The sequence below is a fragment of the Stutzerimonas kunmingensis genome, assembly GCF_900114065.1.
Classification (GTDB): domain Bacteria; phylum Pseudomonadota; class Gammaproteobacteria; order Pseudomonadales; family Pseudomonadaceae; genus Stutzerimonas; species Stutzerimonas kunmingensis.
In genome coordinates this window covers 625565-647581 of sequence record NZ_FORS01000002.1, presented here as the reverse complement: position 1 = coordinate 647581, position 22017 = coordinate 625565, and the positions used below count along the sequence as shown (strand labels likewise).

Annotated in this window: 16 protein-coding genes; 5 read left to right on the top strand and 11 right to left on the bottom strand. The window is 64.9% G+C overall.

Going from position 1 to position 22017, the window contains the following annotated elements:
- Positions 1-52: 52 nt before the first annotated feature.
- Positions 53-1072 (top strand): HTH-type transcriptional regulator GntR, encoded by a 1020-nt coding sequence (gntR, locus tag BM275_RS07410; RefSeq protein WP_058065819.1) that lies wholly within the window; start codon positions 53-55, stop codon positions 1070-1072.
- A gap of 24 nt (positions 1073-1096) precedes the next feature.
- Here the strand turns inward: gntR and BM275_RS07405 are convergent, their stop codons facing one another.
- Entirely contained in the window at positions 1097-2008 is a 912-nt protein-coding gene (locus BM275_RS07405; protein ID WP_011913327.1) for a LysR family transcriptional regulator, read from the bottom strand.
- 146 nt (positions 2009-2154) lie between these two features.
- Here BM275_RS07405 and BM275_RS07400 point away from each other — a divergent pair, with 146 nt between their 5' ends.
- Positions 2155-3381 carry an acyl-CoA dehydrogenase gene (locus BM275_RS07400; protein WP_038659999.1) on the top strand — a complete coding sequence of 409 codons (1227 nt, stop codon included), beginning with the start codon at positions 2155-2157 and terminating at the stop codon, positions 3379-3381.
- Positions 3382-3472: 91 nt separating this feature from the next.
- On the opposite strand, the gene xylB is transcribed toward BM275_RS07400, so the two are convergent.
- The 10 genes from xylB to xthA form a co-directional block, all read right to left on the bottom strand.
- Entirely contained in the window at positions 3473-4996 is a 1524-nt protein-coding gene (gene xylB, locus BM275_RS07395; protein ID WP_090520328.1) for a xylulokinase, read from the bottom strand.
- 11 nt (positions 4997-5007) lie between these two features.
- Entirely contained in the window at positions 5008-6486 is a 1479-nt protein-coding gene (locus BM275_RS07390; protein ID WP_090520326.1) for a mannitol dehydrogenase family protein, read from the bottom strand.
- A gap of 103 nt (positions 6487-6589) precedes the next feature.
- A complete protein-coding gene (locus BM275_RS07385) occupies positions 6590-7693 on the bottom strand; it encodes an ABC transporter ATP-binding protein (protein WP_090520322.1) in 1104 nt (367 codons plus the stop codon).
- A gap of 38 nt (positions 7694-7731) precedes the next feature.
- On the bottom strand, positions 7732-8565 hold the full coding sequence (locus tag BM275_RS07380; RefSeq protein ID WP_090520320.1) for a carbohydrate ABC transporter permease: 834 nt from the start codon (positions 8563-8565) through the stop codon (positions 7732-7734).
- A 10-nt stretch (positions 8566-8575) separates the two neighbouring features.
- Positions 8576-9520 carry a carbohydrate ABC transporter permease gene (locus BM275_RS07375; RefSeq protein ID WP_017244559.1) on the bottom strand — a complete coding sequence of 315 codons (945 nt, stop codon included), beginning with the start codon at positions 9518-9520 and terminating at the stop codon, positions 8576-8578.
- 82 nt (positions 9521-9602) lie between these two features.
- Complete coding sequence (locus tag BM275_RS07370) at positions 9603-10910, bottom strand: ABC transporter substrate-binding protein (protein WP_090520318.1); 1308 nt, start codon at positions 10908-10910, stop codon at positions 9603-9605.
- Positions 10911-11208: 298 nt separating this feature from the next.
- On the bottom strand, positions 11209-12114 hold the full coding sequence (locus BM275_RS22635) for an AraC family transcriptional regulator (RefSeq protein ID WP_090520316.1): 906 nt from the start codon (positions 12112-12114) through the stop codon (positions 11209-11211).
- Positions 12115-12180: 66 nt separating this feature from the next.
- On the bottom strand, positions 12181-13113 hold the full coding sequence (locus BM275_RS07360; protein ID WP_090520315.1) for a carbohydrate kinase family protein: 933 nt from the start codon (positions 13111-13113) through the stop codon (positions 12181-12183).
- 99 nt (positions 13114-13212) lie between these two features.
- Positions 13213-14577 carry a substrate-binding domain-containing protein gene (locus BM275_RS07355; RefSeq protein WP_090520313.1) on the bottom strand — a complete coding sequence of 455 codons (1365 nt, stop codon included), beginning with the start codon at positions 14575-14577 and terminating at the stop codon, positions 13213-13215.
- Positions 14578-14672: 95 nt separating this feature from the next.
- Positions 14673-15485: an exodeoxyribonuclease III gene (gene xthA, locus BM275_RS07350; protein WP_090520311.1), complete on the bottom strand. Its 813-nt coding sequence runs from the start codon at positions 15483-15485 to the stop codon at positions 14673-14675.
- A 253-nt stretch (positions 15486-15738) separates the two neighbouring features.
- On the opposite strand from xthA, the gene BM275_RS07345 reads away from it, so the two are divergent.
- The 3 genes from BM275_RS07345 to BM275_RS07335 all read left to right on the top strand — a co-directional run bounded on the left by BM275_RS07345 (position 15739) and on the right by BM275_RS07335 (position 21929).
- Positions 15739-16374, top strand: coding sequence for a GNAT family N-acetyltransferase (locus tag BM275_RS07345; RefSeq protein ID WP_042928139.1), 636 nt, complete (start codon positions 15739-15741; stop codon positions 16372-16374).
- Between the two features lie 195 nt (positions 16375-16569).
- Positions 16570-18252, top strand: a complete 1683-nt coding sequence (locus BM275_RS07340; protein WP_208607450.1) for an autotransporter assembly complex protein TamA — start codon at positions 16570-16572, stop codon at positions 18250-18252.
- On the top strand, positions 18252-21929 hold the full coding sequence (locus tag BM275_RS07335; RefSeq protein ID WP_090520308.1) for a translocation/assembly module TamB domain-containing protein: 3678 nt from the start codon (positions 18252-18254) through the stop codon (positions 21927-21929). The genes BM275_RS07340 and BM275_RS07335 overlap by 1 nt, the downstream gene beginning before the upstream one ends.
- Positions 21930-22017 lie beyond the last annotated feature (88 nt).

Sequence of the window (22017 nt, the reverse complement as noted above, 5' to 3'; positions counted from 1 at the left end):
CTGCCTTCCATACCGCTGATAGAATTCGCCGCCTTCAGATGCTGGATTGATCATGACCACACGCCGTCGCCGCTCTGCCGAGCGGATAACCCTCTCGGATGTCGCACGTAGCGCCGGCTGCTCGCTGATGTCGGCATCCCGCGCGCTGTCGCAACCGGATCTGGTTTCCGATGCATTGCGTGAGCGTGTCGAGCAGGCGGTCAAGGCGCTCGGCTACGTGCCGCATCCGGCGGCGCGCAGCCTGGCCAGTTCGCGCTCCAATCTGGTTGCGGTGATCATCCCCTCGCTGTCCAACGCGGTGTTCGTCGACACGGTCGAGGCCATCCAGCGCGTGCTGATGCCGGCGGGTTACGAAATGATGATCGGCGTCAGCCACTATCGCCCCGAAGAGGACGAGCGATTGCTGCGCGCCTACCTGGCCCATCAGCCGGCCGGCCTGCTGATCACTGGGTTCGAGCGCAGCGAGGCCGCGCGTGCGGTGTTGGCCAGCTACACAGCACCGATGGTCACCCTGATGGAGCTGAGCGAGCGGCCGGATGACTACTGCGTAGGCTTCTCGCAGCTGGAAGCCGGCGTGGCCATGACCCGCACGCTGCTTGAGCGCGGCTACCGTCACGTCGCCTTCGCCGCGGCGCAGCTCGACCCTCGGACCCTGCAACGCGCCGAAGGCTACCGTCAGGCCATGCGCCAGGCCGGTCGCTATGAGCCGACGCTGGAGCTGCTGACGCCGCAGCTGTCGTCCATCGGTCTTGGCGCGGAGCTGCTGGATCGGCTGCTGGCGCAGCATCCGCAGATCGACGCGGTGTTCTTCAACAACGACGACCTGGCCCTCGGGGCGCTGTTTCGCGCCCATCAGCTGGGGCTCGACGTGCCGGGGCGGCTGGCGATTGCCGGTTTCAACGACCTGCCGGCCGCGGCCTGGATGCATCCGGCGCTAAGCACAGTGCGCACCCGCCGCGGCGAGATCGGCGAGCTGGCGGCGCAGATGCTGCTGAGTCTGATGCGAGGTCAGCAGCCTGCGGAGCGTTGTATCGATGTGGGCTTCGAAGTGGTGATGCGCGACAGCGCCTGAGGCGGGCTTTCACCCGCCATGGCATCAGAGGTCCTGCTGCGCGGTGACCTGCTGGGCGATCTCGATCATCTGCTCGCGCATCCAGCGGTTGGCCGGATCCTGATCGGTGCTTTCATGCCAATAGATGTGGGTTTCCAGCGGCATGATGTCCACCGGCAGGTCGACCTGGTGCAGGTTGTGGCGCCGGGCGAAACGCTCGGGAACGGTCACAGCCATGTCGGTCTGGTCGATTACCTGAGTCGCCATCAGGTAGTGCTGTGAGCGCAGGGCGATCTTGCGCTGCAGACCCATCTTGCCCAACGCCAGGTCCACCAGACCGAGCCCGCTGCGGCGGCTGGAAATGTGGATGTGCGACAGCGACAGGTACTGCTCCAGGGTGAGCTTGTCCTTGGCCAGCGGGTGGCCACGGCGCATGGCGCAGATGTAGCGATCTTCCAGCAACTTGACGTGGCGCACCTGCGGGTCGGTGTTGAGCGGTGCATCCATGGCGAAATCCAGGCGGCCGGCGGCCAGTTCCTTGGTCGTCTCGCGGCGTTTGGCCAGCATGCTCTCGATCTTCACGTTCGGTGCCAGGCGGCGCAGGCGCTGGAACAGCGGCGGCAGCATCACCGCCTCGGTGAGGTCGGTCATGCTGATGCGGAACGTCTTGTTCGCCTGCGCCGGGCTGAAGGTCCGGCTTTCCTGCACCGACACCCGCAGCAGCTGCAGCGCATTGCGCACCGGGCCGATGATGTTCTGCGCCATTGGCGTCGGCACCATGCCCTGCGCGGTGCGCACGAACAGCGGATCGTTGAAGGTTTCGCGCAGGCGGGCAAGGGCGTTGGAAACCGCGGGCTGGGTGATGCCGACGATCTGCCCGGCGCGTGTCAGGTTCGCTTCGGTGTAGATGGCGTCGAAGACGATGAATAGATTCAGATCGACCTTGTTCAGGTTCATTGTTGTGCTCTCCGGCGTGTATCGGAATTCGCCGATCATATATCGGTGATGAATGTTTATACACGAGGAAAATAGCTTAGATAAATCACCAGGCCTCCTCTAGCATTCAAAACTACAAAACATTACCTGCCAGAAGGTTGTCGCCCATGAATTTCGCCTACTCCCCGAAGGTTCAAGAGCTGAGAGAGCGCGTGCAAGCGTTCATGGATGCTCACGTCTATCCCGCCGAAAAGGTGTTCTACCAGCAGGTCGCCGAAGGTGACCGCTGGCAGCCGACCGCTATCGTCGAGGAGCTCAAGGCCAAGGCCAAGGCAGAAGGGCTGTGGAACCTGTTTCTGCCGGAATCGGAACTGGGCGCTGGCCTGACCAACACCGAATACGCGCCGCTGGCGGAAATCATGGGCAGCTCGGGCCTCGGCCCGGAAGCGTTCAACTGCTCGGCACCGGACACCGGCAACATGGAAGTGCTGGTGCGCTACGGCAGCGAGGCGCAGAAGCGCGAGTGGCTGGAACCGTTGCTGCGCGGCGAAATCCGTTCGGCCTTCGGCATGACCGAGCCGGGCGTGGCTTCGTCCGACGCCACCAACATGGAAGCCCGCGCGGTGCGCGAGGGTGACGAGTGGGTCATCAACGGACGCAAGTGGTGGACCTCCGGTGCCTGCGACCCGCGCTGCAAGATCATGATCTTCATGGGCCTGACCAACCCGGACGCGCCGCGCCATGCCCAGCACTCGATGATCCTGGTGCCGATGGATACCCCCGGCGTCAAGGTGCTGCGCCCGCTGCCGGTGTTCGGCTACGACGATGCCCCGCATGGCCACGCGGAAGTGTTGCTGGAAAACGTGCGAGTGCCCTACGAGAACGTCCTGCTCGGTGAAGGCCGCGGCTTCGAGATCGCCCAGGGCCGTCTTGGCCCAGGGCGCATCCACCACTGCATGCGCTCGATCGGCGTTGCTGAACGTGCACTGAAGCTGATGTGCGAACGCGCCGTCAGCCGCACCGCCTTCGGCAAGCCGCTGGCCCGGCTGGGTGCCAACTTCGATTACATCGCCGAGTGCCGCATCGAGATCAACATGGCGCGCCTGCTGACGCTGAACGCGGCGTACATGATGGATACCGTGGGCAACAAGATCGCCGCCAGCGAGATCGCACAGATCAAGGTGGTCGCACCCAACGTGGCGCTGAAGGTCATCGACCGCGCCATCCAGATCCACGGTGGCGCCGGGGTTTCCGAGGACTTCCCGCTGGCTCACTGGTGGGCGATGCAGCGCACGCTGCGCCTGGCCGATGGCCCGGACGAGGTGCATCGGGTGGCCATTGCCCGTCACGAGCTGGGCAAGTACGTCCCGCGCGAGGCGCTGCGCAGCCGCTAAGGCGTCGTCCCGGGGAAAGGACCAAAGGCAAAGCCACGCACCGTGGCTTTGCCTTTTTTATGACCGTTTGCCTGTGACCGAGCGCTGCGCCTCAGGAGGCGACCGGCGTCAGCTCCGGTGGTGTCTGCCCGCCGTAGGTGCTGGCCACCAGCTCCCGATAGCGCCGATAGGCCTGCTCATAGGCCCGGACCGACTCGGCGACCGGCGCGACCGCGGTGTCTTCGTCCAGGCTGACGCAGCGCGAGCAGATGGCTTGGAGGCTGGCTTCGGGATCCTGCTGTCGCGCATGGCACCATGCCGCCTGGATCGCGCCGCCCAGCGCCGCGGCCTCGCTGTGGCGGGTGCAGACCACCGGCGTGGCCATCAGGTCGGCGACGATCTGTCGCCACAGCGGGTTCTTCGCGCCGCCGCCGATGAGCTGGATCCGCTCGCTGCGAATGCCGCTTTCGCGCAGCAGGTCCAACCCGTAGCGCAGGCCGAAGGTCACGCCTTCGAGCACGGCGCGGCAGAGGTTGGCGCGGCTCAGGTTGTCGGCGGTCAGGCCGTGCAGGCTGGCGCTGCCGTGGGGCAGGGCGGGGACGCGCTCGCCGTTGAGAAACGGCAGCATCGTGACGCCTTCGCAGCCGATCGGCGCCTGCGCCACCAGCGCGTTGAACGCCTCCAGGTCCAGCTCCAGCAGGCCGCGCATCGCCGCGTTGGCATTGGTCAGGTTCATGGTGCAGATCAGCGGCAGCCAGCCCCCGCTGGACGAGCAGAAGGTGGCCACCGCCGGCTGTGGGCTGATACGGGGTTCGCCGGAAAAGGCGTAGAGCGTGCCGGATGTGCCCAGGCTCATGGTGATGGCGCCGGGGCGGATATTGCCGGTACCGATGGCCCCCATCATGTTGTCGCCACCGCCGCTCGCCACCATGGCCTGCGGATTGAGCCCCAGCCGGGCAGCCAGTTCGGGCCGGATGCGGCCGACCGGCTGGTGGGACTCGATCAGCTCGGGCAGCGCGGCCTCCAGACGACCCTCGGCATCGATATGGCGCAGGATCTCGGGTGCCCATTGCCGCGCGCGCACGTCGAAATAGCCGGTGCCGGAGGCATCGCCGTATTCGCTCGCGCACCGTCCGGTCAGCCAGTAGTTGAGGTAGTCGTGGGGCAGCAGGATATGGGCGATGCGTGCGAACAGCGCGGGGTGCTGCTCCTTCATCCACAGCAGCTTGGAAACCGTGTAGCCCGGCGCGATGACGATACCGAGGCGCTGCAGCGAACCCTGTTCTCCGCCCAGCCAGTCGAGCAGGCGCTGATTCTCCGTAGCCGACTCCGTGTCGCACCAGAGCTTGGCCGGGCGCAACACGCGGCCCGCGGCATCGAGCGTGACCAGGCCATGCTGCTGCCCGGAGACACCAATGCCCAGCACGGCGCCGCCGTCGACCCCGGCCTCTGCCAGTGCCGCAGCGGTAGCGCTGGCGAAGGCGGAGGTCCACTGCCCGGTGTCCTGCTCGCGCCGGCCGTTGGGCCCGCTGATCAGATCGTGGCTGGCCGAGCCCTGGCCGAGCACGCGCCCGTTGCTGGCGTCGAGCAACAGCGCCTTGGTGCCCTGGGTGCCACAATCGATTCCGAGAAACATGCCGCACCCCGTCACTGCGTCAGCAACAGATCAAGTGTGCCGCTGACCCCCAGCGTGCGCAGCCGCAGCAGGTTGCGCTCGAAGGCTTCGCGGAAGGCGAGCGAACGCGGAATCTGCGTGCCAAAGATCTCCTCGCGCCCGAGCAGTCGTTCGGCGAGGCCGTCGTTCTCCGCGACAAGGGACCGGCAGAAATCCGCGCGCGGATCGGGGATGTGGTACGGCACGCCGTTTTCATCTACGCCCCGCAGATACAGCGCCCAGGCGGCGACCACCAGGGCGGCCCGGTCCAGGGCAGCGTTAGCGGCGATCAGGCGGTCGATGGTCGGCACGGTGAACTTGGGAAACTTCGACGAGCCATCGGAGCACACCCGTTCCAGCTGATCGGCGATGGCACGGTTGGAGAAGCGCTCGATCAGCGTCTGCTTGTAGCGAGCGAGATCGATGCCGGGCACGGGAGCCAGTTGCGGAGTGACGTCCTCGTTCATGTAGCGGCGGATGTACTCGACGAACAGCGGATCGGCCATGGTTTCGTGGACGAAGCGATAACCGCGCAGGAAGCCGAGGTAGGTCAGCGCGAGGTGGCTGCCGTTGAGCAGCTTGATCTTCATCTCCTCGTAGGGCGAGACGTCGTCAGTGAACTGCACTCCGACCTTTTCCCAGGCCGGGCGGCCGGCGACGAAGCGGTCTTCCAGCACCCATTGCACGAAGGGTTCGCAGACCACCGGCCAGACGTCATCGAGGCCGTGCTGACGCTCCAGGTCCTGGCGATGGGTCGCGCTGGTCATGGGCGTGATGCGGTCGACCATGGCGTTGGGGAAGCTGACGTTGCGCTCGATCCAGCCGGCCAGGTCGGCATCGACCAGGCCGGCGAAGGCCAGCGTGGCCTTGCGGGTCACGTCGCCGTTGTGGGGGAGGTTGTCGCAGGACATCACCGTGAAGGGGCCGACACCGTCGCCGCGGCGCTTGGCCAGCGCCGCGCAGAGCAGACCGAACACGCTGACCGGGCGGCGAGGGTGCTGCAGGTCGTGTTGAATCTGCGGCAGTTGTGCATTGAACTGGCCGGTGCTGTCGTCCAGGCAATAGCCGCCCTCGGTGATGGTCAGCGAGACGATGCGAACCGCCGGATCGGCCAGACGGACAACCACCGCCTCGGAACCATCCTCGCCCACCAGCAGCATGTCGCGAATGCTGCCGATCACCCGGACCTCGGTGTCGGGCCGGTCGTCGAGCTCGACCAGGGTGTAGAGGTAGTCTTGCGCGGCCAGTGCATCGCGCATCGCGCGCTCCTCGGCGCGTGTGCCGATGCCGCAGATGCCCCATTCCAGCCCCTCGCCGGTGTTCATCAAAGCATCGGTGTAGGCCGCCTGATGGGCACGGTGAAAACCGCCCACGCCGATATGGGCGATGCCGGTGGTGACCTCGGCCAGGCGGTAGTCGGGGCGCGCGATAGGGCCCGGCAGCTGTGGCAGATTCGCTTCGTTCAACTTCATCTCGGGCCTCGCTGGGCTTGAATGTGGGAAAGCCGGGGGCGGGATCGCTGCCATTGCGGGCGCAGCGATCTGCCGGTAAGTCAGGGCTTGGGTGGCGGGGTGGTCAGGCCGCCTGCTGCAGCGACTGGCCGACTGCGACGCCATTGCTGTCGAAGAGGTGGCAATGGGTGGCTTCCAATGTCAGGGACAGCGACTCGCCATAGCGCGGGGTGAAGTCACCGCGGATGCGCATGGTCAGCTGCTCGCCGTTGCCGGTGACCACGTGGCAGTAGGTGTCGCTGCCCAACCGCTCGCTAACGTCCGCCTTCACGGTCAACTGGCAGTTGCCTTCGCTGCCACGGTTGAGGTGTTCCGGGCGGATGCCGAGGGTGACCGGATCGCCCGTCTTCAGCGTGGCGCCGCTCACCGGCAGGAACAGACGGCAACCGGCGTCGAGCTCGACTTCGCAGCCGCTGGCTTCGACACGGCTTGCGCGGCCTTTGAGAAAGCCCATCTTCGGTGTGCCGAGAAAGCCCGCGACGAAGAGGTTGGCGGGATTGTGATAGAGCTCCATGGGTGAACCCACCTGCTCGATGCGTCCTCCATTGAGTACCACCACCTTGTCCGCAAGGGTCATGGCTTCGACCTGGTCGTGAGTCACGTAGATCATCGTCGCCTGCAGCTCCTGGTGCAGGCGCGAGAGCTCCAGGCGCATCTGCACGCGCAAGGCGGCATCGAGGTTGGACAGCGGCTCGTCGAACAGGAAGACCTTAGGGTTACGCACGATAGCGCGGCCAATGGCGACACGCTGGCGCTGGCCACCGGAGAGCTGGCGTGGCTTGCGTTCGAGCAGCGGTTCCAGCTCCAGGGTGCGCGCGGCCGCTTCGATCTTGCGGGCAACCTCCTGTTTGTCGGCACCGGCCAGGTCCAGGGCGAAGGACATGTTCTTGCGCACCGTCATGTGCGGGTAGAGCGCATAGGTCTGGAACACCATGGCCAGGTCGCGCTTGGCCGGGCTGACATCGGTGATGTCGCGCCCGTCCAGTTCGATCCGCCCGCTGCTGACCTCCTCGAGCCCGGCGATCAGGCGCAGCAGGGTGGACTTGCCACAGCCGGAGGGGCCGACGAAGACGACGAATTCGCGGTCGCGGATGTCCAGGTCGATGCCCTTGATGATCTCGTTGCCGTCGAAGCCTTTCTTCAGGTTGTGGATCTTCAGGTCTGCCATGTTCGAATCCTCAGTTGTTCTTGGTTGTCAGGCGGCGCTCATTTCACGGCGCCGAACGACAGGCCGCGCACCAGCTGCTTCTGGCTGATCCAGCCGAAGATCAGGATGGGGGCGCAGGCGAGGGTGGAGACGGCCGAGAGCTTGGCCCAGAACAGGCCTTCGGGACTGGAGTAGGAGGCGATCAGCGCGGTCAGTGGCGCGGCGTTGGACGAGGTCAGGTTCAGCGACCAGAAGGCTTCGTTCCAGCACAGGATCAGCGACAGCAGCATGGTCGAGGCGAGCCCGCCCTTGCTGATCGGCAGGAGCACGCGAAGCATCTCCTGCAGCAGCGTGGCACCGTCCATGCGGGCCGCTTCGAGGATGTCGCGGGGGATGTCCTTGAAGTAGGTGTAGATCATCCACACCAGGATCGGCAGGTTGATCAGCGTGTAGATGATGATCAGCACCGCGCGGCTGTCGAGCAGGCCGAACTGCTTGGCCAAGAGGTAGATCGGCACCAGCACGCCCACCGGCGGCAGCATCTTGGTCGAGAGCATCCAGAGCAGCGTGCCCTTGGTGCGCTTGGTCTCGTAGAAGGCCATCGAATACGCGGCGGGAATGGCGATCAGCATGCCCAGGGCGGTCGCGCCGAAGGAAATGGTCACCGAGTTCCAGGCGTACTTGAAGTAGCCGCTGCGATTCTGGATGTGCAGGTAGTTTTCCAGCGTCGGCGTGAAGATGAACTGCGGCGGCGTGGCGAAGGCGTCGATCTCGGTCTTCAGGCTGGTCAGCAGCATCCAGAAGATCGGGAAGAACAGCAGCAGCGCCACGGCCCAGGCGAACAGCCCGACCACCAGGGTGTTGAGGCGGCGACTTTGTTTGAGCGTCAGCATCGGTCTGTCCTCAATATTTCTCGGTGAGATTCTTGCCGAGCATCCGCACCAGGATGATCGCCGCGATGTTGGCGATCACCACCGCAATCAGGCCGCCGGCCGAGGCCATGCCGACATCGAACTGCAGCAGCGCCTGGTTGTAGATCAGGTAGGCGAGGTTGGTGGATGCGTAGCCGGGACCGCCGCTGGTGGTGGTGAAGATCTCGGCGAATACCGAAAGCAGGAAAATGGTTTCGATCATCACCACTACGGCGATCGGGCGTGCCAGATGCGGCAAGGTCAGGTGCCAGAAGATCGCGATGGGCCCAGCGCCATCGAGGCGGGCGGCTTCCTTCTGTTCCTGGTCGAGGGACTGCATGGCGGTCATCAGGATCAGGATCGCGAAGGGCAGCCACTGCCAGGACACGATGATCACGATGGACGCCAGCGGATGCTGTGCGAGCCAGTCCACCGGCTGTGCGCCGAAGAACTTCCATACCGCCGCGAGAATGCCCGAGACCGGGTGATAGATGAGGTTCTTCCAGACCAGGGCGCTGACGGTCGGCATGATGAAGAACGGCGAGATCAGCAGCACGCGGACGATCCCGCGCCCCGCGAAGTCCGCCGCCTCCAGCAATGCGGAGATGAGCACGCCGAGTACCACGCTGATCAGCAGCACGCTGCCGACCAGGATCAGGGTATTGGTCATGCCAGGGATGAAGCCGGCATCGGTCAGGAAGTAGTGGAAGTTTTCCAGCCCGACGAAATCCTTTTCGCCCGGATAGAGCAGGTTGTAGCGAACGAGCGAGAAGTACAGGGTCATCGCCAGTGGTACCAGCATCCACAGCAGCAACAGCGCGACCGAAGGGCTGACCAGGAACCAGCTCGGGGCCAACCTCGGCCGGCGGCGCTCGGCAGGTTGCGGTGATGCGTTGCTCGCAGGGGCCTTGGGCAAGGCAGTCGTTGTGGTCGCCATGATGATGCTCCGGCTGAAGAGGGGCCGATGAGGGCTCGTGGAGCCCTCGCGGGTTTACGCCTTCACGGGACGTGCGGCTGGTCTACTTGGGATAACCGGCGCGTTTCATTTCGCGGGTGGTCGACTGCTGCACCGCGGTAAGCATCTGCTCGACCGGCATCTGCCCGGTCAGCGCGGCGGAGAACATCTTGCCGACCTGGGTACCGATGGCCTGGAACTCAGGGATGGTGACCAGCTGGATACCGACGTAGGGCACCGGCTTGGCCGATGGCGAGGCGGGATCGGCCTGCTTGAGCGACTCCAGGGTGATCTCCGCGAACGGCGCGGCCGCCATGTACTGCTCGTTGTAGGTGGACTCGCGCGTGCCCGGCGGCACGTTGGCGACGCCATCGGTCTCGGCGACGAGCTTGGCGTAGGCCTTGGACGTTGCCCAGGCGGTGAAGGTCTTGGCGGCGTCCTTCTGCTGGGAGCTGGTCGGGATCGCCAGTGCCCAGGAGTACAGCCAGGCCGAGCCCTTGTCGGTGGTCTCCTGCGGCGCGAAGGTGAAACCGACCTTGTCGGCGACCTTGCTCTGCGATTCATCGGTCATGAAGGAGCCGGCGACGGTCGCATCGACCCACATGGCGCATTTGCCGCTGTTGAACAGCGCCAGGTTTTCGTTGAAGCCATTGCTGGAGGCGCCGGGCGGGCCGTATTGGCTGAGCAGGTCGACATAGAAGTTGGCCGCCTTGGTCCATTCGGGGCCATCGAATTCGGGCTGCCACTTCTCGTCGAACCAGCGCGCGCCGAAGGCGTTGGCGACGGTGGTGACCAGCGCCATGTTCTCGCCCCAGCCGGCTTTGCCGCGCAGGCAGATGCCGTACTGGTCCTCGCCAGGCTTGTGCAGCTTTTCGGCAAACTCGGCCATCTGGCTCCAGGTGGGGTGCTCGGGCATGTCCAGCCCGGCCTGTTCGAACAGGTCGGTACGGTAGTAGGTCATCGAGCTTTCGGCATAGAACGGCAGCGCGTAGAGCGTCCCGTCGACTGAAAGGCCTTCGCGAACCGAGGGGAAAACGTCGTCCAGGTCGTAGTCGTCAGGGAGGTTCTTCATCGGAGCCAGCCAGCCCTTATCGCCCCACAGTGACGCCTCGTACATGCCGATGGTCAGCACGTCGAACTGGCCGCCCTGGGTGGCAATATCGGTGGTCAGGCGTTGGCGCAGCACGTTCTCTTCGAGCACCACCCAGTTGAGCTTGATGTCGGGATTCTGCTGTTCGAAGGTCTTGGAGAGGCGCTGCATGCGGATCATATCCGCGTTATTGACGGTGGCAACGGTGAGGGTTTCGGCGGCCTGGGCCAGCGCAATCGAGGCCATGCAGGCGGTACCGAGCAGCAAGTTGAATGCTTTCATTCGTGGACTCCTCTTCCAGATCAGGGCCTGGAAGCACTTATTGTTTTTGTTGTTACCCGCGTACTGCGCTACGAGCGTCTGGCAGGCATTACAACGCCGGCAGTGGCCGCGCGACAAAGCCGTGACTGCACTCGCTTCGATACTTTTTTGCACTCGCTTGACCGCGGTAGGCTGCCCGCACCGGCACCGTCCAGACCTGTCGCAGGGGCTCAAGAACGAGGCTTTGCCACGATCATAAAGACGCGAGTGGAGCAGCGGGCGAGGAACAGGGCGCTGGAGCCGGCCGGCCGGAAGCGTATCAGCTGGCCAGGTTCTGCTCGGTCAGGCGTTGTTCGACGAGGCGTCGATAGCACGATGGGGTCATGCCCTTGAGCTGCTGGAAGCGGCGATTGAAATTGGACAGGTTGTTGAAACCCGATTCGAAACAGACATCCGTGACCGGCTTGTCCTGATCGAGCAGCAGTTCGCAGGATTTGCTGATGCGCAGGCTGTTGACGAACTCGACGTAGCAGCGCCCGGTGGCGCGCTTGAAGAAGCGCGAGAAGTAGGTGGGTTTCATGCCGAGATGGCTGGCGACTTCCTCCAACGGCAGCTCGCGCATGTAGTGTTCGAAGATGTAGTTGACCGCCATGTTGGTCCGGTCGGCCTGCTGCTCGTCGCTCAACTGTGCCGAGGTGGCGCCGGAGAGCAGCTGGTAGTCGTCGCACCTGGCAAGCAGCTCGAGCATGATCAGGAAGTAGCCGAGGCGAGTGGCGCCGCGGCTGTCGGCGATCTGCTGCATCAGTTGGCGTGCCTGGGCGATGGTCTGCGGACAGCGAAACTCGATTCCGTAGCGCGAGCGCTCGAGCATCGGCGTGAAGGTCCGCAGCTCGGAGAAGACAGCGTGGCCCGCTTCGAGCATCTCGTCCGTGAAGTTGACCAGCATGTCGCGTTTGGCCACGACTTCGCCTTCCTGGACTTGGCTGATCCAGTTGTGCGGCAGGTGCGGGCCGGTGAGGAACAGGCTGTCCGGCCCGAAATTGCCCACGTAATCGCCAACGAACACCTTGCCCGAGCTGGCCACGATCAGGTGCAGCTCGTATTCCTTGTGGTTGTGCCAACGCACCAACGGGCAAGGGAAGCCATGTTCGCGGTAGATCAGCGAATTGCCGTGGTGGTCGTCCATCAGCTCGTAGGACGGGTCGGTAATCTTCAACGCTCTCATGCAGGGTCCGTTGTCGTGAAAGGCCACGAAGGGTTATAGCTGCTGAGGGCGCGATGGCCAAACCGGTCAGTCAATTTCGTATCGGTAGGGCAGTTCCGGGCCGCGTCTGGAACAAGTGATAGCGGCCGCGCTGCTGGCGAAGGCGAGCATGGCCTGCAGTTGGATAGGGCTCATCTGCGCGAGCCCGTGCGGCGAGTCAAGCTGCTGTTCGGCCAGGTAGGCGAGCAACGCGGCCTGGAAGGTGTCGCCGGCTCCCACGGTGTCACGCACCGTCACCGCCTGCGCTGCCACGTGCAGCTGGCCGTGCTTGCGGCTGAAGAGCTGTGCGCCGTGGGCACCGCGGGTTAGCACCACCAGTTCGGCGTGATGGTCCAGCCAGCGCTGGGCGATGCTCGCTGGCGCCATGCCCGGATAGAGCAGGGCCAGGTCCTCGTCGCTGACCTTGATCAGGTGTGCGCGTTCGGCGAACGCCTCGACCCGCTCGCGCCAACGTTCGAGGCTGGGTTCGACGTTGAGGCGAATGTTCGGATCGAGTGAAATCAGGCGCTGGGCATGCTCGCGATGCAGCAAGGCCAGCAGCGTATCGGCAATCGGCGGCGTCACCAGCGAATAGGAACCGAAATGGATGCCGCGAATGCCAGCAGGCAGCGGCTGCAGCTGTTCGGTATGCAACAGGCGATCGGCACAGCCTTCGCCGCGAAAGCTGTAGACCGGACTGCCATCGGCGCCGATGGCGATCATCGCCAGGGTGGTCGGCGCATCGAAGATGGCGAGATGCTCGGCGGCAACGCCTTCTTCCTGCAGCAGCGCTAGCAGGCGCTGACCGAAATGATCGCGGGAGAGCCCACCGAGCAGCGCGGCCTGCGCGCCCAACCGGGCCAGTCCGACGGCAACGTTGAACGGCGAGCCACCTGCAACGGCTTCCAGATGCAGACGACTGCGGCTGTCGGTCGAGGCCGCGAACACATCGAAAAGCGCTTCACCACAGACGAGGTACATGGACGATTCCTGCTGGCGGAAATCGCCCGAGCTTAAACCCGACGCCTGCACCGGGACAGTACGCCCGCGGCAGGCGGCCGATACGATCTTGCACTCTTTTCAGTACACCCAGACTTCGACGCGGCGATTCTTGATGCGGCCAGCTTCGCTGTTAGATGCCACTGGAAGTTGATCACCCAAACCGTTGATTTCCTTTACAAGGATGCCACCACGCGCCAGTTCGCGACGCACCGCCATGGCGCGCAGCTTGGACAGCAATGCAGTCCGCGCGGGATCGTTGCGGGCGTCGCCGAAGCCGACCAGCACCGCCGCGTTCATCTGCTTGTCGTGGCTGTTGAGATAGTCGATCAAACGCTGCACATCGCGCTGGGCCTTGTTGTCCAGTTGCGCGCTGCCTTCGGCGAAGCGGAAGTTGACGGTCAGTCGCTGTGCCTCCTTGGCCAGCTGCTGATAGGCCTCGGGCATCGTCGTCTGTAGCGGCAGCCTGATCGGCGCGATGGCCTGGGCCACGTAGCCGGATTTCTCGACGATGGCTTGCCCCGCAGGACTATGCACGAACGTCAGGAATTCGCGGGTCCATTTCGATTGCTTCTGCGGATCGGCGTAGAGGAACAGGCGCCGCGACAGAGGATAGTCTTCGGTGGCGACCAGGGCCGTGGTCGGTGGCATGGGCTGGGAATCGCCGTCGGTGATTGCCAGCGCTTTCGACTTGCCGACGGAAGCGAGACCGACGAAGCCGATGGCGCCGCTACGGCGGCTGACCGCCTGGGACAGGGCGTCGTTGGATTCATAGCGCACGGCGCTGGTGGCTAATGCCTGCCCCTGACTGTTCAGCACCAGCTCCTTGAAGGTGTCGTAGGTGCCGGACTGGTCATCACGCGCGTGCAGCTCGACGGCAACGTCCGCGCCGCCCAGCTCCCGCCAGTTGGCGATCTGCCCGGCGAACAGGTGTGCCACCTGCTCCACGCTGAGGGACTGCACCGGGTTGTCGGGATGAACGATCACCGCCAGACCATCGATGGCGATGACCTGTTCGCTCCCGGCGCTGCGCATGTCGCCCAGGGCGGCGAGGCTCTGCGCTTCGCTCTGTTTGATCGGTCGCGAAGCAGCGGCCAGATCGGCAGTACCGTCTTTTAGCCCAGCGAATCCGGTACCGGTGCCATGCGCGGCGACCAGTGCCTGCACGGTCCGACCGCGCTCGTCGAGGGCAGTGATGCGCTGCTCGTTTTCCTTGCCGGCCGGGGCGATGCGGACCGACTGCAGGCCCTTGGCCTCGAACAGGCCGGCCACCAGCATCGGTGCCAGCTTGGCACCCACGGTATTGGAGCCGTGGACGCGCAGCACGGCCGATCCGTCTGGCGGGGTGGGCGGGGCGGCGAGGCTGTTGCCGGAGACGCTCCCCAGCGTGACCAGCAGCAGGGGCAGTGCCCGATTCCAGAACCGTCCAAACACACGTGGCGTCATCTCGCGACCTCCTTGTAGAAGGCCGCGAGATTAAGACGGTTCGGTTACCAATAAATGACAGCGCGGGCGGCGCTGCCGGAATTGCGCAGCGGTCGTCAGCGCAGCTCGATCCACACCGGGCAGTGGTCGGAAGGCTTCTCCATCGCGCGGATGTCGTAGTCGACGCCGCAATCGATCACGCGCTGGTGCAGCGCTGCGGTGGTCAGGATGTAGTCAATGCGCAGGCCGCGGCGCGGGTCGTCCTCGAAACCGCGGCTGCGATAGTCGAACCAGCTGAAGCGATCGACGACTTCCGGGTTGAGGGTGCGGAAGCTGTCCTGCAGTCCCCAGCCCTTCAGGCGCTCGAGCCACTCGCGCTCCTCGGGGAGAAAGCTGCATTTGCCGGTGCGCAGCCAGCGCTTGGCGTTCACTTCGCCGATGCCGATGTCGCAGTCCTGCGGGGAGATATTGAAGTCGCCCATCAGCGCGAGCGATTCTTCGGGGCGGAACTGCTGTTCGAGCAACGCCTGCAGGTCGGCGTAGAACTTGGTCTTGGCGGGAAACTTCACCGGATGGGCGCGGCTTTCGCCCTGGGGGAAGTAGCCGTTCATCACGGTAACCGGCTCGCCATTCGCGTCGGCGAACCGGCCCCAGATAAAGCGCTTCTGCGACTCCTCGCCATCGCTGGGAAAGCCCTTGTGGATCTCTAGCGGTGCCTGGCGCGAGAGCAGGGCGACGCCGTAGTGGCCCTTCTGCCCGTGATAATGGACGTGGTAGCCGAGCGCCTCGATCTCCGCCTGGGGAAACTGTTCGTCAGAAACCTTGGTTTCCTGAAGGCCGATGACGTCCGGCTGATGCTTTTCAATGATCGCAGAAAGCTGGTGAGGTCTTGCGCGTAATCCATTGATATTGAAGGAAACGATTTTCATGGGATTCCGTGAAGGCTGGCTGAGGCTCAAGGGGGAAGGACACCCGGCGCGGCACTGCCGATGCCGATCTGTCGTGGGCAAAGAACGCCGATTCTAGAGCCGCGGCGCCGCGCATACCAAGTTTCGCGCTGAAACAGACAGCAACGGCATTGTCTTTGGAGCAGCGTGAACGGCAGGTGCTCCGGCGGCGTGGCGGGGCGGGCGAAGCGCTGCTAAGTTGCAAGCATCCCTCTGGAAAAAGCCGAGAGTTGCCATGCCGATGTCTGCCGAGGTTCGCACGCTCGATAGTGGTTATGACCGCGAAACCCGTTCGCTGCTGTATCACGCGTATCGTCACGAACCGACCTTTGCCTACCTGTTCGAGGCGGACCGGCCCGGCTATCAGCAGCGCGTGCGCGCGACTGTGCGGGAGCTGGTAAACCAGCATTTCCTGCAGCAGCAACCAGCACTCGGGCTGTTGCTGGACGACCGCCTGATAGCCGTCGCGCTGATCGCGCCGCCGCAACGGCGGCTGGATGTCACCGAAAGCTGGGCCTGGCGCGCGCGCATGCTGCTGACCGCCGGGTTCCGCTGCACCAGGCGCTATCTGGACTACCACGCGGCGGTACTGGCGTGTCTGCCGACCGGCGCGGTACATCTGCTGCCGTTGCTCGGTGTGCATCCGCAGTTTCAGGGGCAGCAATATGGTGAGCAGCTGCTGCAGGCGGTGCACGAGTGGTGCGCCGAGGATGAAACCTCCCAGGGACTGGTGATCGATACCGGCAACCCACGCTACCTGAACTTCTACCAGCGGCAGGGCTACGAGGAGATCGGCCAGATCGCCGTCGGCCCGGTGGTCGAACACATCTTCTTTCATCCAGCGCCCAGGCGGATGGAAGCGGCGCGTTAGGTGTGGCCGAATTTTATCCGGGCGGGCCAGTCTGACTGGTCTGAAGCCACGCGATGTCAGCCGATGCCCGCCCCACCGCAAGATCGCCTTACACACTGTCTAGCCCGCACGTTCGGACTTGCTCGGAAACACGTGCTAGCATCGCTGGCCATGTGCAAATCGAACCGAATCGGCCCGCTGGTAGCCGCACTCGTGATGTTGAGCGGCATCCATGCCAGCGCCGCTGAACTCGACGTTCGCATCGAGCCCGAGAACCAGGCGCTCCGGGAAAATATCGAGAACTACATTGGCGACCTGGGCGACCGTGACGCGCGCGAGCTGCTGCGCTACAGCCGGGTCGCGCAGAGTCAGGCGGAAAAGGCGCTGCAAGCGCTGGGTTACTACCGCAGCCGCATCCGCACCGATGTGCGTGAGGGCGAGGAACCGGCGCTGGTGTTGCGTGTGCGAACCGGTGAGCCGGTGAAGCTGCGCAACATCACCGTCCGGCTGGACGGGCCTGCCGCTGAGTTCTCCGGCTTTCGCGTCGCCGAACGCACCCTGCGTCAGGGCGATGTGCTGAACCACGGACGGTACGAAGAGGTGAAGCAGCAGTTTCTCAACCAGGCCTCGCGCTTCGGCTATTTCGATGGCCGCTTCACCCAGCAGCGGCTGGCCGTCGATCCGCGGGAGAACGTCGCCGACGTCGAGCTGGTGTTCGACAGCGGGCCGCGCTACCGCCTGGGCGACGTGCGCTTCGAGGGGGATTCGCCATTCGATGACGACCTGCTCGCGCGCATGGTGCCGTTCGAGACGGATACACCGTACGACTCCGAACTGATCGCCGAACTCAGCCAGGCGCTGCAGTCGAGCGGCTATTTCGAGGGCGTGCGCGTCGATGCCAACCCGAGCGGCGCCAACCAGCAGCGCATCCCGGTTTCGGTCGCGCTCACCACGCGCAAGCCGCGCACCTTTGGCTTCGGCCTTGGTTATTCCACCGACGTCGGCCCGCGGGTCCGGCTGGACTGGACACGCCACTGGGTCAACCCGCAAGGCCATAGCTACGGGGCCGAGGCGGAACTGTCGGCGCCGCGGCAGAACGTCGGGTTCTGGTACGACATCCCGCTGGACCCGCCACTGACCGATAAGCTGCGCTTCGTCGGCGGCTACCAGTATGAAGAGATCGCCGGCACCGACAGCCTCAGCCGTCTGCTCAAGGTCGGGCCGGAATGGCACAGTCAGCTGCCCAGCGGCTGGTTGCGCGTGCTGTCGCTTAAGTGGCAGCACGAGGAATATCGCCTCGGGGACGATTCCGGAACCAGCACCTTGCTCATGCCCGGCGTCGCCTACAGCTACCTGCGTAGCGACAATCGTATCGATCCGAGCCGGGGCTATCGCTTGCAGTTCGAAGTAGCCGCGGCGAAGGCCGGGGTGCTTTCCGATGCCGACCTGGTCCACGCCAACGTGCAGCTGCGGGGGCTGACCACCTTGGCCCAGCGGCATCGCTTTCTCGGTCGCGTGCAGCTTGGCGGCAACTGGACCGATGAATACGTCAACGTGCCGCCGTCACTGCGCTATTTCGCCGGTGGTGATCAGAGCGTGCGTGGCTACGATTACCAGAGCCTGTCACCGACCAACTCCGATGGCGACAAGATCGGCGGCCGCTATCAGTTCGCGGTCAGTGCCGAGTATCAGTATTCGATCGCCGAGAAATGGCGTGTCGCGACCTTCGTTGATCAGGGCAACGCCTTCAACTCGCTGGAAATTCCCACGCTGAAAAGTGCCGTTGGCGTTGGTGTGCGTTGGGTATCGCCGGTTGGCCCGATTCGCGTCGATGTCGCTCATCCGCTGGACGGCGACGGTGGCGTCCGTCTGCATTTCTCCATGGGGCCGGAGCTGTGATGCGGGTACTGCGTGGGCTCGGCTGGACGCTGCTTGGGCTGATACTGCTCGTGCTCATCGTCACCGCCGTGCTGCTCGGCACCGCCAGCGGCAGCCGCTGGCTGCTGGGGCAGGTGCCGGGGCTGACGGTCGAAGCGTTCGAGGGCCGACTCGGCCAGCGTTGGCAGGCCGAGCGGCTGATCTGGGAGCAGAACGGCAGCCGTGTCGAAGTGCAACAGCCCCGTCTTGCCTGGTCGCCGGCGTGCCTGCTCAAGCGCACGCTGTGCATCGACGAGCTGGTCACTGGCGACATCGACCTCAGCTTCCCGCCCAGCGAGCCCGACCCGGCGGCGGAGCCCTTCAGCTTGCCTGAGCTCGATCTGCCGCTGGCGCTGCAAGTCGAACGCATCGAAATCGGCCGGGTGAGGCTCAATGAAAGCGAGCAGGTGCGAAATCTGTCTCTGCAGGCAAATTGGCGTGCGGATGGCCTGGATATCCAGCACCTCGGCCTGCGCAGGGCGGATGTGGACCTGTCAGTGACTGGTCGACTGCAGCCCAGCGGTGATTGGCCGTTGACGCTGGACGGGCAGGCCGCGTTGCAGTCGCCGGACGAACAGCCGTGGACGCTGATGATCACCGTGGATGGCGCCCTGCGCGAGCAGCTGCAGGTGCAGGTGCAAAGCCAGGGCTATCTCGACGGCACCCTCAGCGGGCAGCTGCGGGCCCTGGATGAGCAATTGCCGGCGACGCTCCGGCTGAACGCCGACGGGTTCAAGCCGCTGCCCGATCTGCCGGACACCCTGCGCCTGAACGATCTGGAGCTGACAGCGAGCGGCAACCTGCAGGACGGCTACCGGCTGCTCGGTACCACCGAACTGCCGGGCGAGGGCGGCGCAGTGCGGCTGGCGCTGGAGGGCGTCGTCAGTCCGAGCGGAGCGCAGATCGAGATGCTCGAGCTGGATGCGGGGCAGCAGCGCGATGTGCGGCTGAGTGGTGATGTCGACTGGCAGGACGGCCTGACCGCGAATGCCGATCTGCTCTGGCGCGATTTTCCCTGGCGACGGCTCTACCCGGCGATCGAAGAGCCGCCGGTGACGCTGCGCGAGCTCAAGGCGCAGATTCAGTACGACGACGGCAGCTATCTCGGCAATTTCGAATCGGCCATGACTGGCCCGGCCGGGGATTTCACACTGAACAGCCCGGTCAGCGGCAATCTCGAAGCGGTGCATCTGCCGCAACTGCAGCTGCAAGCCGGGCAGGGCAGTGCGACGGGTTCGTTGAGCGTCGGCTTCGCCGCGGGCATCGACTGGAAAACCGACCTGACGCTGAGCGAGCTCGATCCGGCGTACTGGCTGGCCGAACTGCCGGGCAATCTCGGCGGTTCGCTGAAGAGCCAGGGCACCTTGCGTGACGAGCAGCTGCAGGCCGAGGCGAGCCTCGACCTCGCCGGGCGCCTGCGCGGTCAGGATACCCGTCTGCAGCTGCAAGCCAACGGCGAGGGCGAGCGCTGGGATCTGCCGGTCATCGACCTGCGCATGGGCGATAACCGCGTACAGGGCAACGGCACCTGGGCACAGACGCTGGATGGTCGACTGCAACTGGAACTGGGCCGCCTGGCGCAGCTGTGGCCCGGTCTCAGGGGGCGGGTGAACGGTGAGGTCACGCTGGCGGGAACCGCAGCGGCGCCGAGCGCGCAGCTCGAGCTGAACGGTCGCAACCTCGCTTATCAGGACAATCGGCTGCGTCGCCTCAACGTGCAGGGTCAGCTATCCGATGGGGAACGTGGTCGGCTTGCGCTGAACGCCGAGCGAATCCGCGCAGGCGAGACGGACCTCGGCGCACTGCGGATCAATGCCGAAGGCACTGCGGAACGGCATCAGGCCGAGCTGCAGCTGCAAGGTCCCTTGGTCGACCTGGCGCTGGCTTTCGATGGTGGATTGCGCGGTGAGGATTGGCTTGGCCGGCTGACGCGCGGCGAGCTCAGCGCACAGCAGCAAGACTGGGCCCTGCAACGGCCGGCCACACTGCAGCGTTTCGCCGATGGCCGACTGGAGTTCGGTGCGCATTGCTGGCGTTCCGGGCCCGCCAGCCTCTGCGCGGAGAATCAGCGTCTGCTGCCGGAGCCGCAGATTCGCTATCACCTTCGCGATTTCTCACTGCAGACCCTGGCCGACTACCTGCCCGAAGATTTCCGCTGGCAGGGCGAACTGAATGCCGATATCGAGCTCGACCTTCCCGCTGACGGACCCCGTGGTCGGGTTCTGGTCGACGCCGGCCCCGGCGTGCTGCGCATTCGCGATGTGGACGAGTGGCACGACTTCCCCTATCAGACCCTGGTGCTGAACAGCCGACTGCTACCGGAGCGGATCGACAGCCAGCTGCGCTTTCTGGGCGGCGAGCTGGGCGAGCTTGACGTGCAGCTGCAGATCGATCCGCGGCCCGCGGCCAAGCCGATCGATGGCGCGTTTCGCCTGAGTGGTCTCGATCTGTCGGTGGCGCGCCCATTCGTGCCGATGGTCGAGCGTTTGCGCGGCGAACTGAACGGCAGTGGCCAGCTGGCCGGCACCCTGCAGCAGCCGTCACTCAACGGCCAACTGCTGTTGAGTGACGGTGAGATCGCCGGCAGCGAGTTGCCGACGACGTTCGAAGACCTGCGGGTGCGCATGCTGATCGAGGGTGAGCGGCTGAACATCGACGGCAACTGGCGTGCCGGCGAGCAGGGACGCGGCAGCCTGGCCGGCTCGCTGGACTGGCGGAACGAACTGGATCTGGATCTGGCGATCAAGGGCAGTCGCCTGCCGGTGGTGGTCGAGCCTTACGCCGACCTGGAAGTCGAGCCCGACCTGCGCATCGTGCTTAGCGGGCAGGACCTGGCGGTCAGCGGTCGGGTCGAAGTGCCGCGAGGAGCGATCACGGTTCGCGAGCTACCGCCGGCGACGGTCAAGGTCTCCGAGGACACGGTGATCATCGGTCGCGAAGCCGAGGAGCCGGCGACCCCACTGGCAGTGAAGATGGACATTGATGTCGAGGTGGGCCAGGACCGCCTGCGCTTCTCCGGCTTCGGCCTGACCGCGGATCTCGCCGGCTATCTGCACATCGGCGACAACCTGGATGCACGTGGCGAGCTGCAGCTGAAGAACGGCCGATACCGAGCCTACGGCCAGCGACTGACCATCCGCCGCGCCGAGTTGCTGTTCACTGGCGTGATCAGCCAGCCGTTCCTCAACATCGAGGCGATTCGCCGTATCGATGCGGAGAATGTGATCGCCGGCCTGCGCATCACCGGCAGCGCCGAGCAGCCACGCATCGACGTGTTTTCCGAGCCTGCCATGAGTCAGGAGCAGGCACTGGCGTATCTGGTACTGGGGCGGCCGCTGGGTGCCGATACCGGGGACAGCAACCTGCTGGCACAGGCGGCGCTGGGCCTTGGCCTGGCGGGTAGCTCATCCATCACCGGCGGCCTGGCGCAGCGCCTGGGCATCCAGGACTTCCAGCTGGACACCGAAGGCACCGGCGTTGGCACCAGCGTGGTCGCTACCGGGCGGCTGACGGAACGGCTGGCATTGCGATATGGCGTCGGCGTGTTCGAGCCGTCGAATACCATTGCGCTGCGCTATCAGGTGACGCGGCGGATCTTCCTCGAAGCCGCCAGCGGATTGGCCAGCTCGTTGGACCTGTTCTATCGCCGCGACTTCTGATCGATTGCGCGGCGCCGGAACACCGCCGGTGCGCCATGATCGAGGAGGCGCAGAGGCATGATGAAGCATTCGCGCTCTCATCGGTCGG

Excerpts from the sequence above, each read along its gene's own strand:
- BM275_RS07405 (WP_011913327.1), bottom strand. The coding sequence starts at position 2,008 with ATGAACCTGAACAAGGTCGATCTGAATCTATTCATCGTCTTCGACGCC.
- BM275_RS07340 (WP_208607450.1), top strand. The coding sequence starts at position 16,570 with ATGTTGAGCGGCATCCATGCCAGCGCCGCTGAACTCGACGTTCGCATC.
- BM275_RS07345 (WP_042928139.1), top strand. The coding sequence starts at position 15,739 with ATGCCGATGTCTGCCGAGGTTCGCACGCTCGATAGTGGTTATGACCGC.
- BM275_RS07355 (WP_090520313.1), bottom strand. The coding sequence starts at position 14,577 with ATGACGCCACGTGTGTTTGGACGGTTCTGGAATCGGGCACTGCCCCTG.
- BM275_RS07390 (WP_090520326.1), bottom strand. The coding sequence starts at position 6,486 with ATGAAGTTGAACGAAGCGAATCTGCCACAGCTGCCGGGCCCTATCGCG.
- gntR (WP_058065819.1), top strand. The coding sequence starts at position 53 with ATGACCACACGCCGTCGCCGCTCTGCCGAGCGGATAACCCTCTCGGAT.
- BM275_RS07335 (WP_090520308.1), top strand. The coding sequence starts at position 18,252 with ATGCGGGTACTGCGTGGGCTCGGCTGGACGCTGCTTGGGCTGATACTG.
- BM275_RS07375 (WP_017244559.1), bottom strand. The coding sequence starts at position 9,520 with ATGGCGACCACAACGACTGCCTTGCCCAAGGCCCCTGCGAGCAACGCA.
- BM275_RS07385 (WP_090520322.1), bottom strand. The coding sequence starts at position 7,693 with ATGGCAGACCTGAAGATCCACAACCTGAAGAAAGGCTTCGACGGCAAC.
- BM275_RS22635 (WP_090520316.1), bottom strand. The coding sequence starts at position 12,114 with ATGAGAGCGTTGAAGATTACCGACCCGTCCTACGAGCTGATGGACGAC.
- BM275_RS07370 (WP_090520318.1), bottom strand. The coding sequence starts at position 10,910 with ATGAAAGCATTCAACTTGCTGCTCGGTACCGCCTGCATGGCCTCGATT.
- BM275_RS07400 (WP_038659999.1), top strand. The coding sequence starts at position 2,155 with ATGAATTTCGCCTACTCCCCGAAGGTTCAAGAGCTGAGAGAGCGCGTG.
- xthA (WP_090520311.1), bottom strand. The coding sequence starts at position 15,485 with ATGAAAATCGTTTCCTTCAATATCAATGGATTACGCGCAAGACCTCAC.
- BM275_RS07380 (WP_090520320.1), bottom strand. The coding sequence starts at position 8,565 with ATGCTGACGCTCAAACAAAGTCGCCGCCTCAACACCCTGGTGGTCGGG.
- xylB (WP_090520328.1), bottom strand. The coding sequence starts at position 4,996 with ATGTTTCTCGGAATCGATTGTGGCACCCAGGGCACCAAGGCGCTGTTG.
- BM275_RS07360 (WP_090520315.1), bottom strand. The coding sequence starts at position 13,113 with ATGTACCTCGTCTGTGGTGAAGCGCTTTTCGATGTGTTCGCGGCCTCG.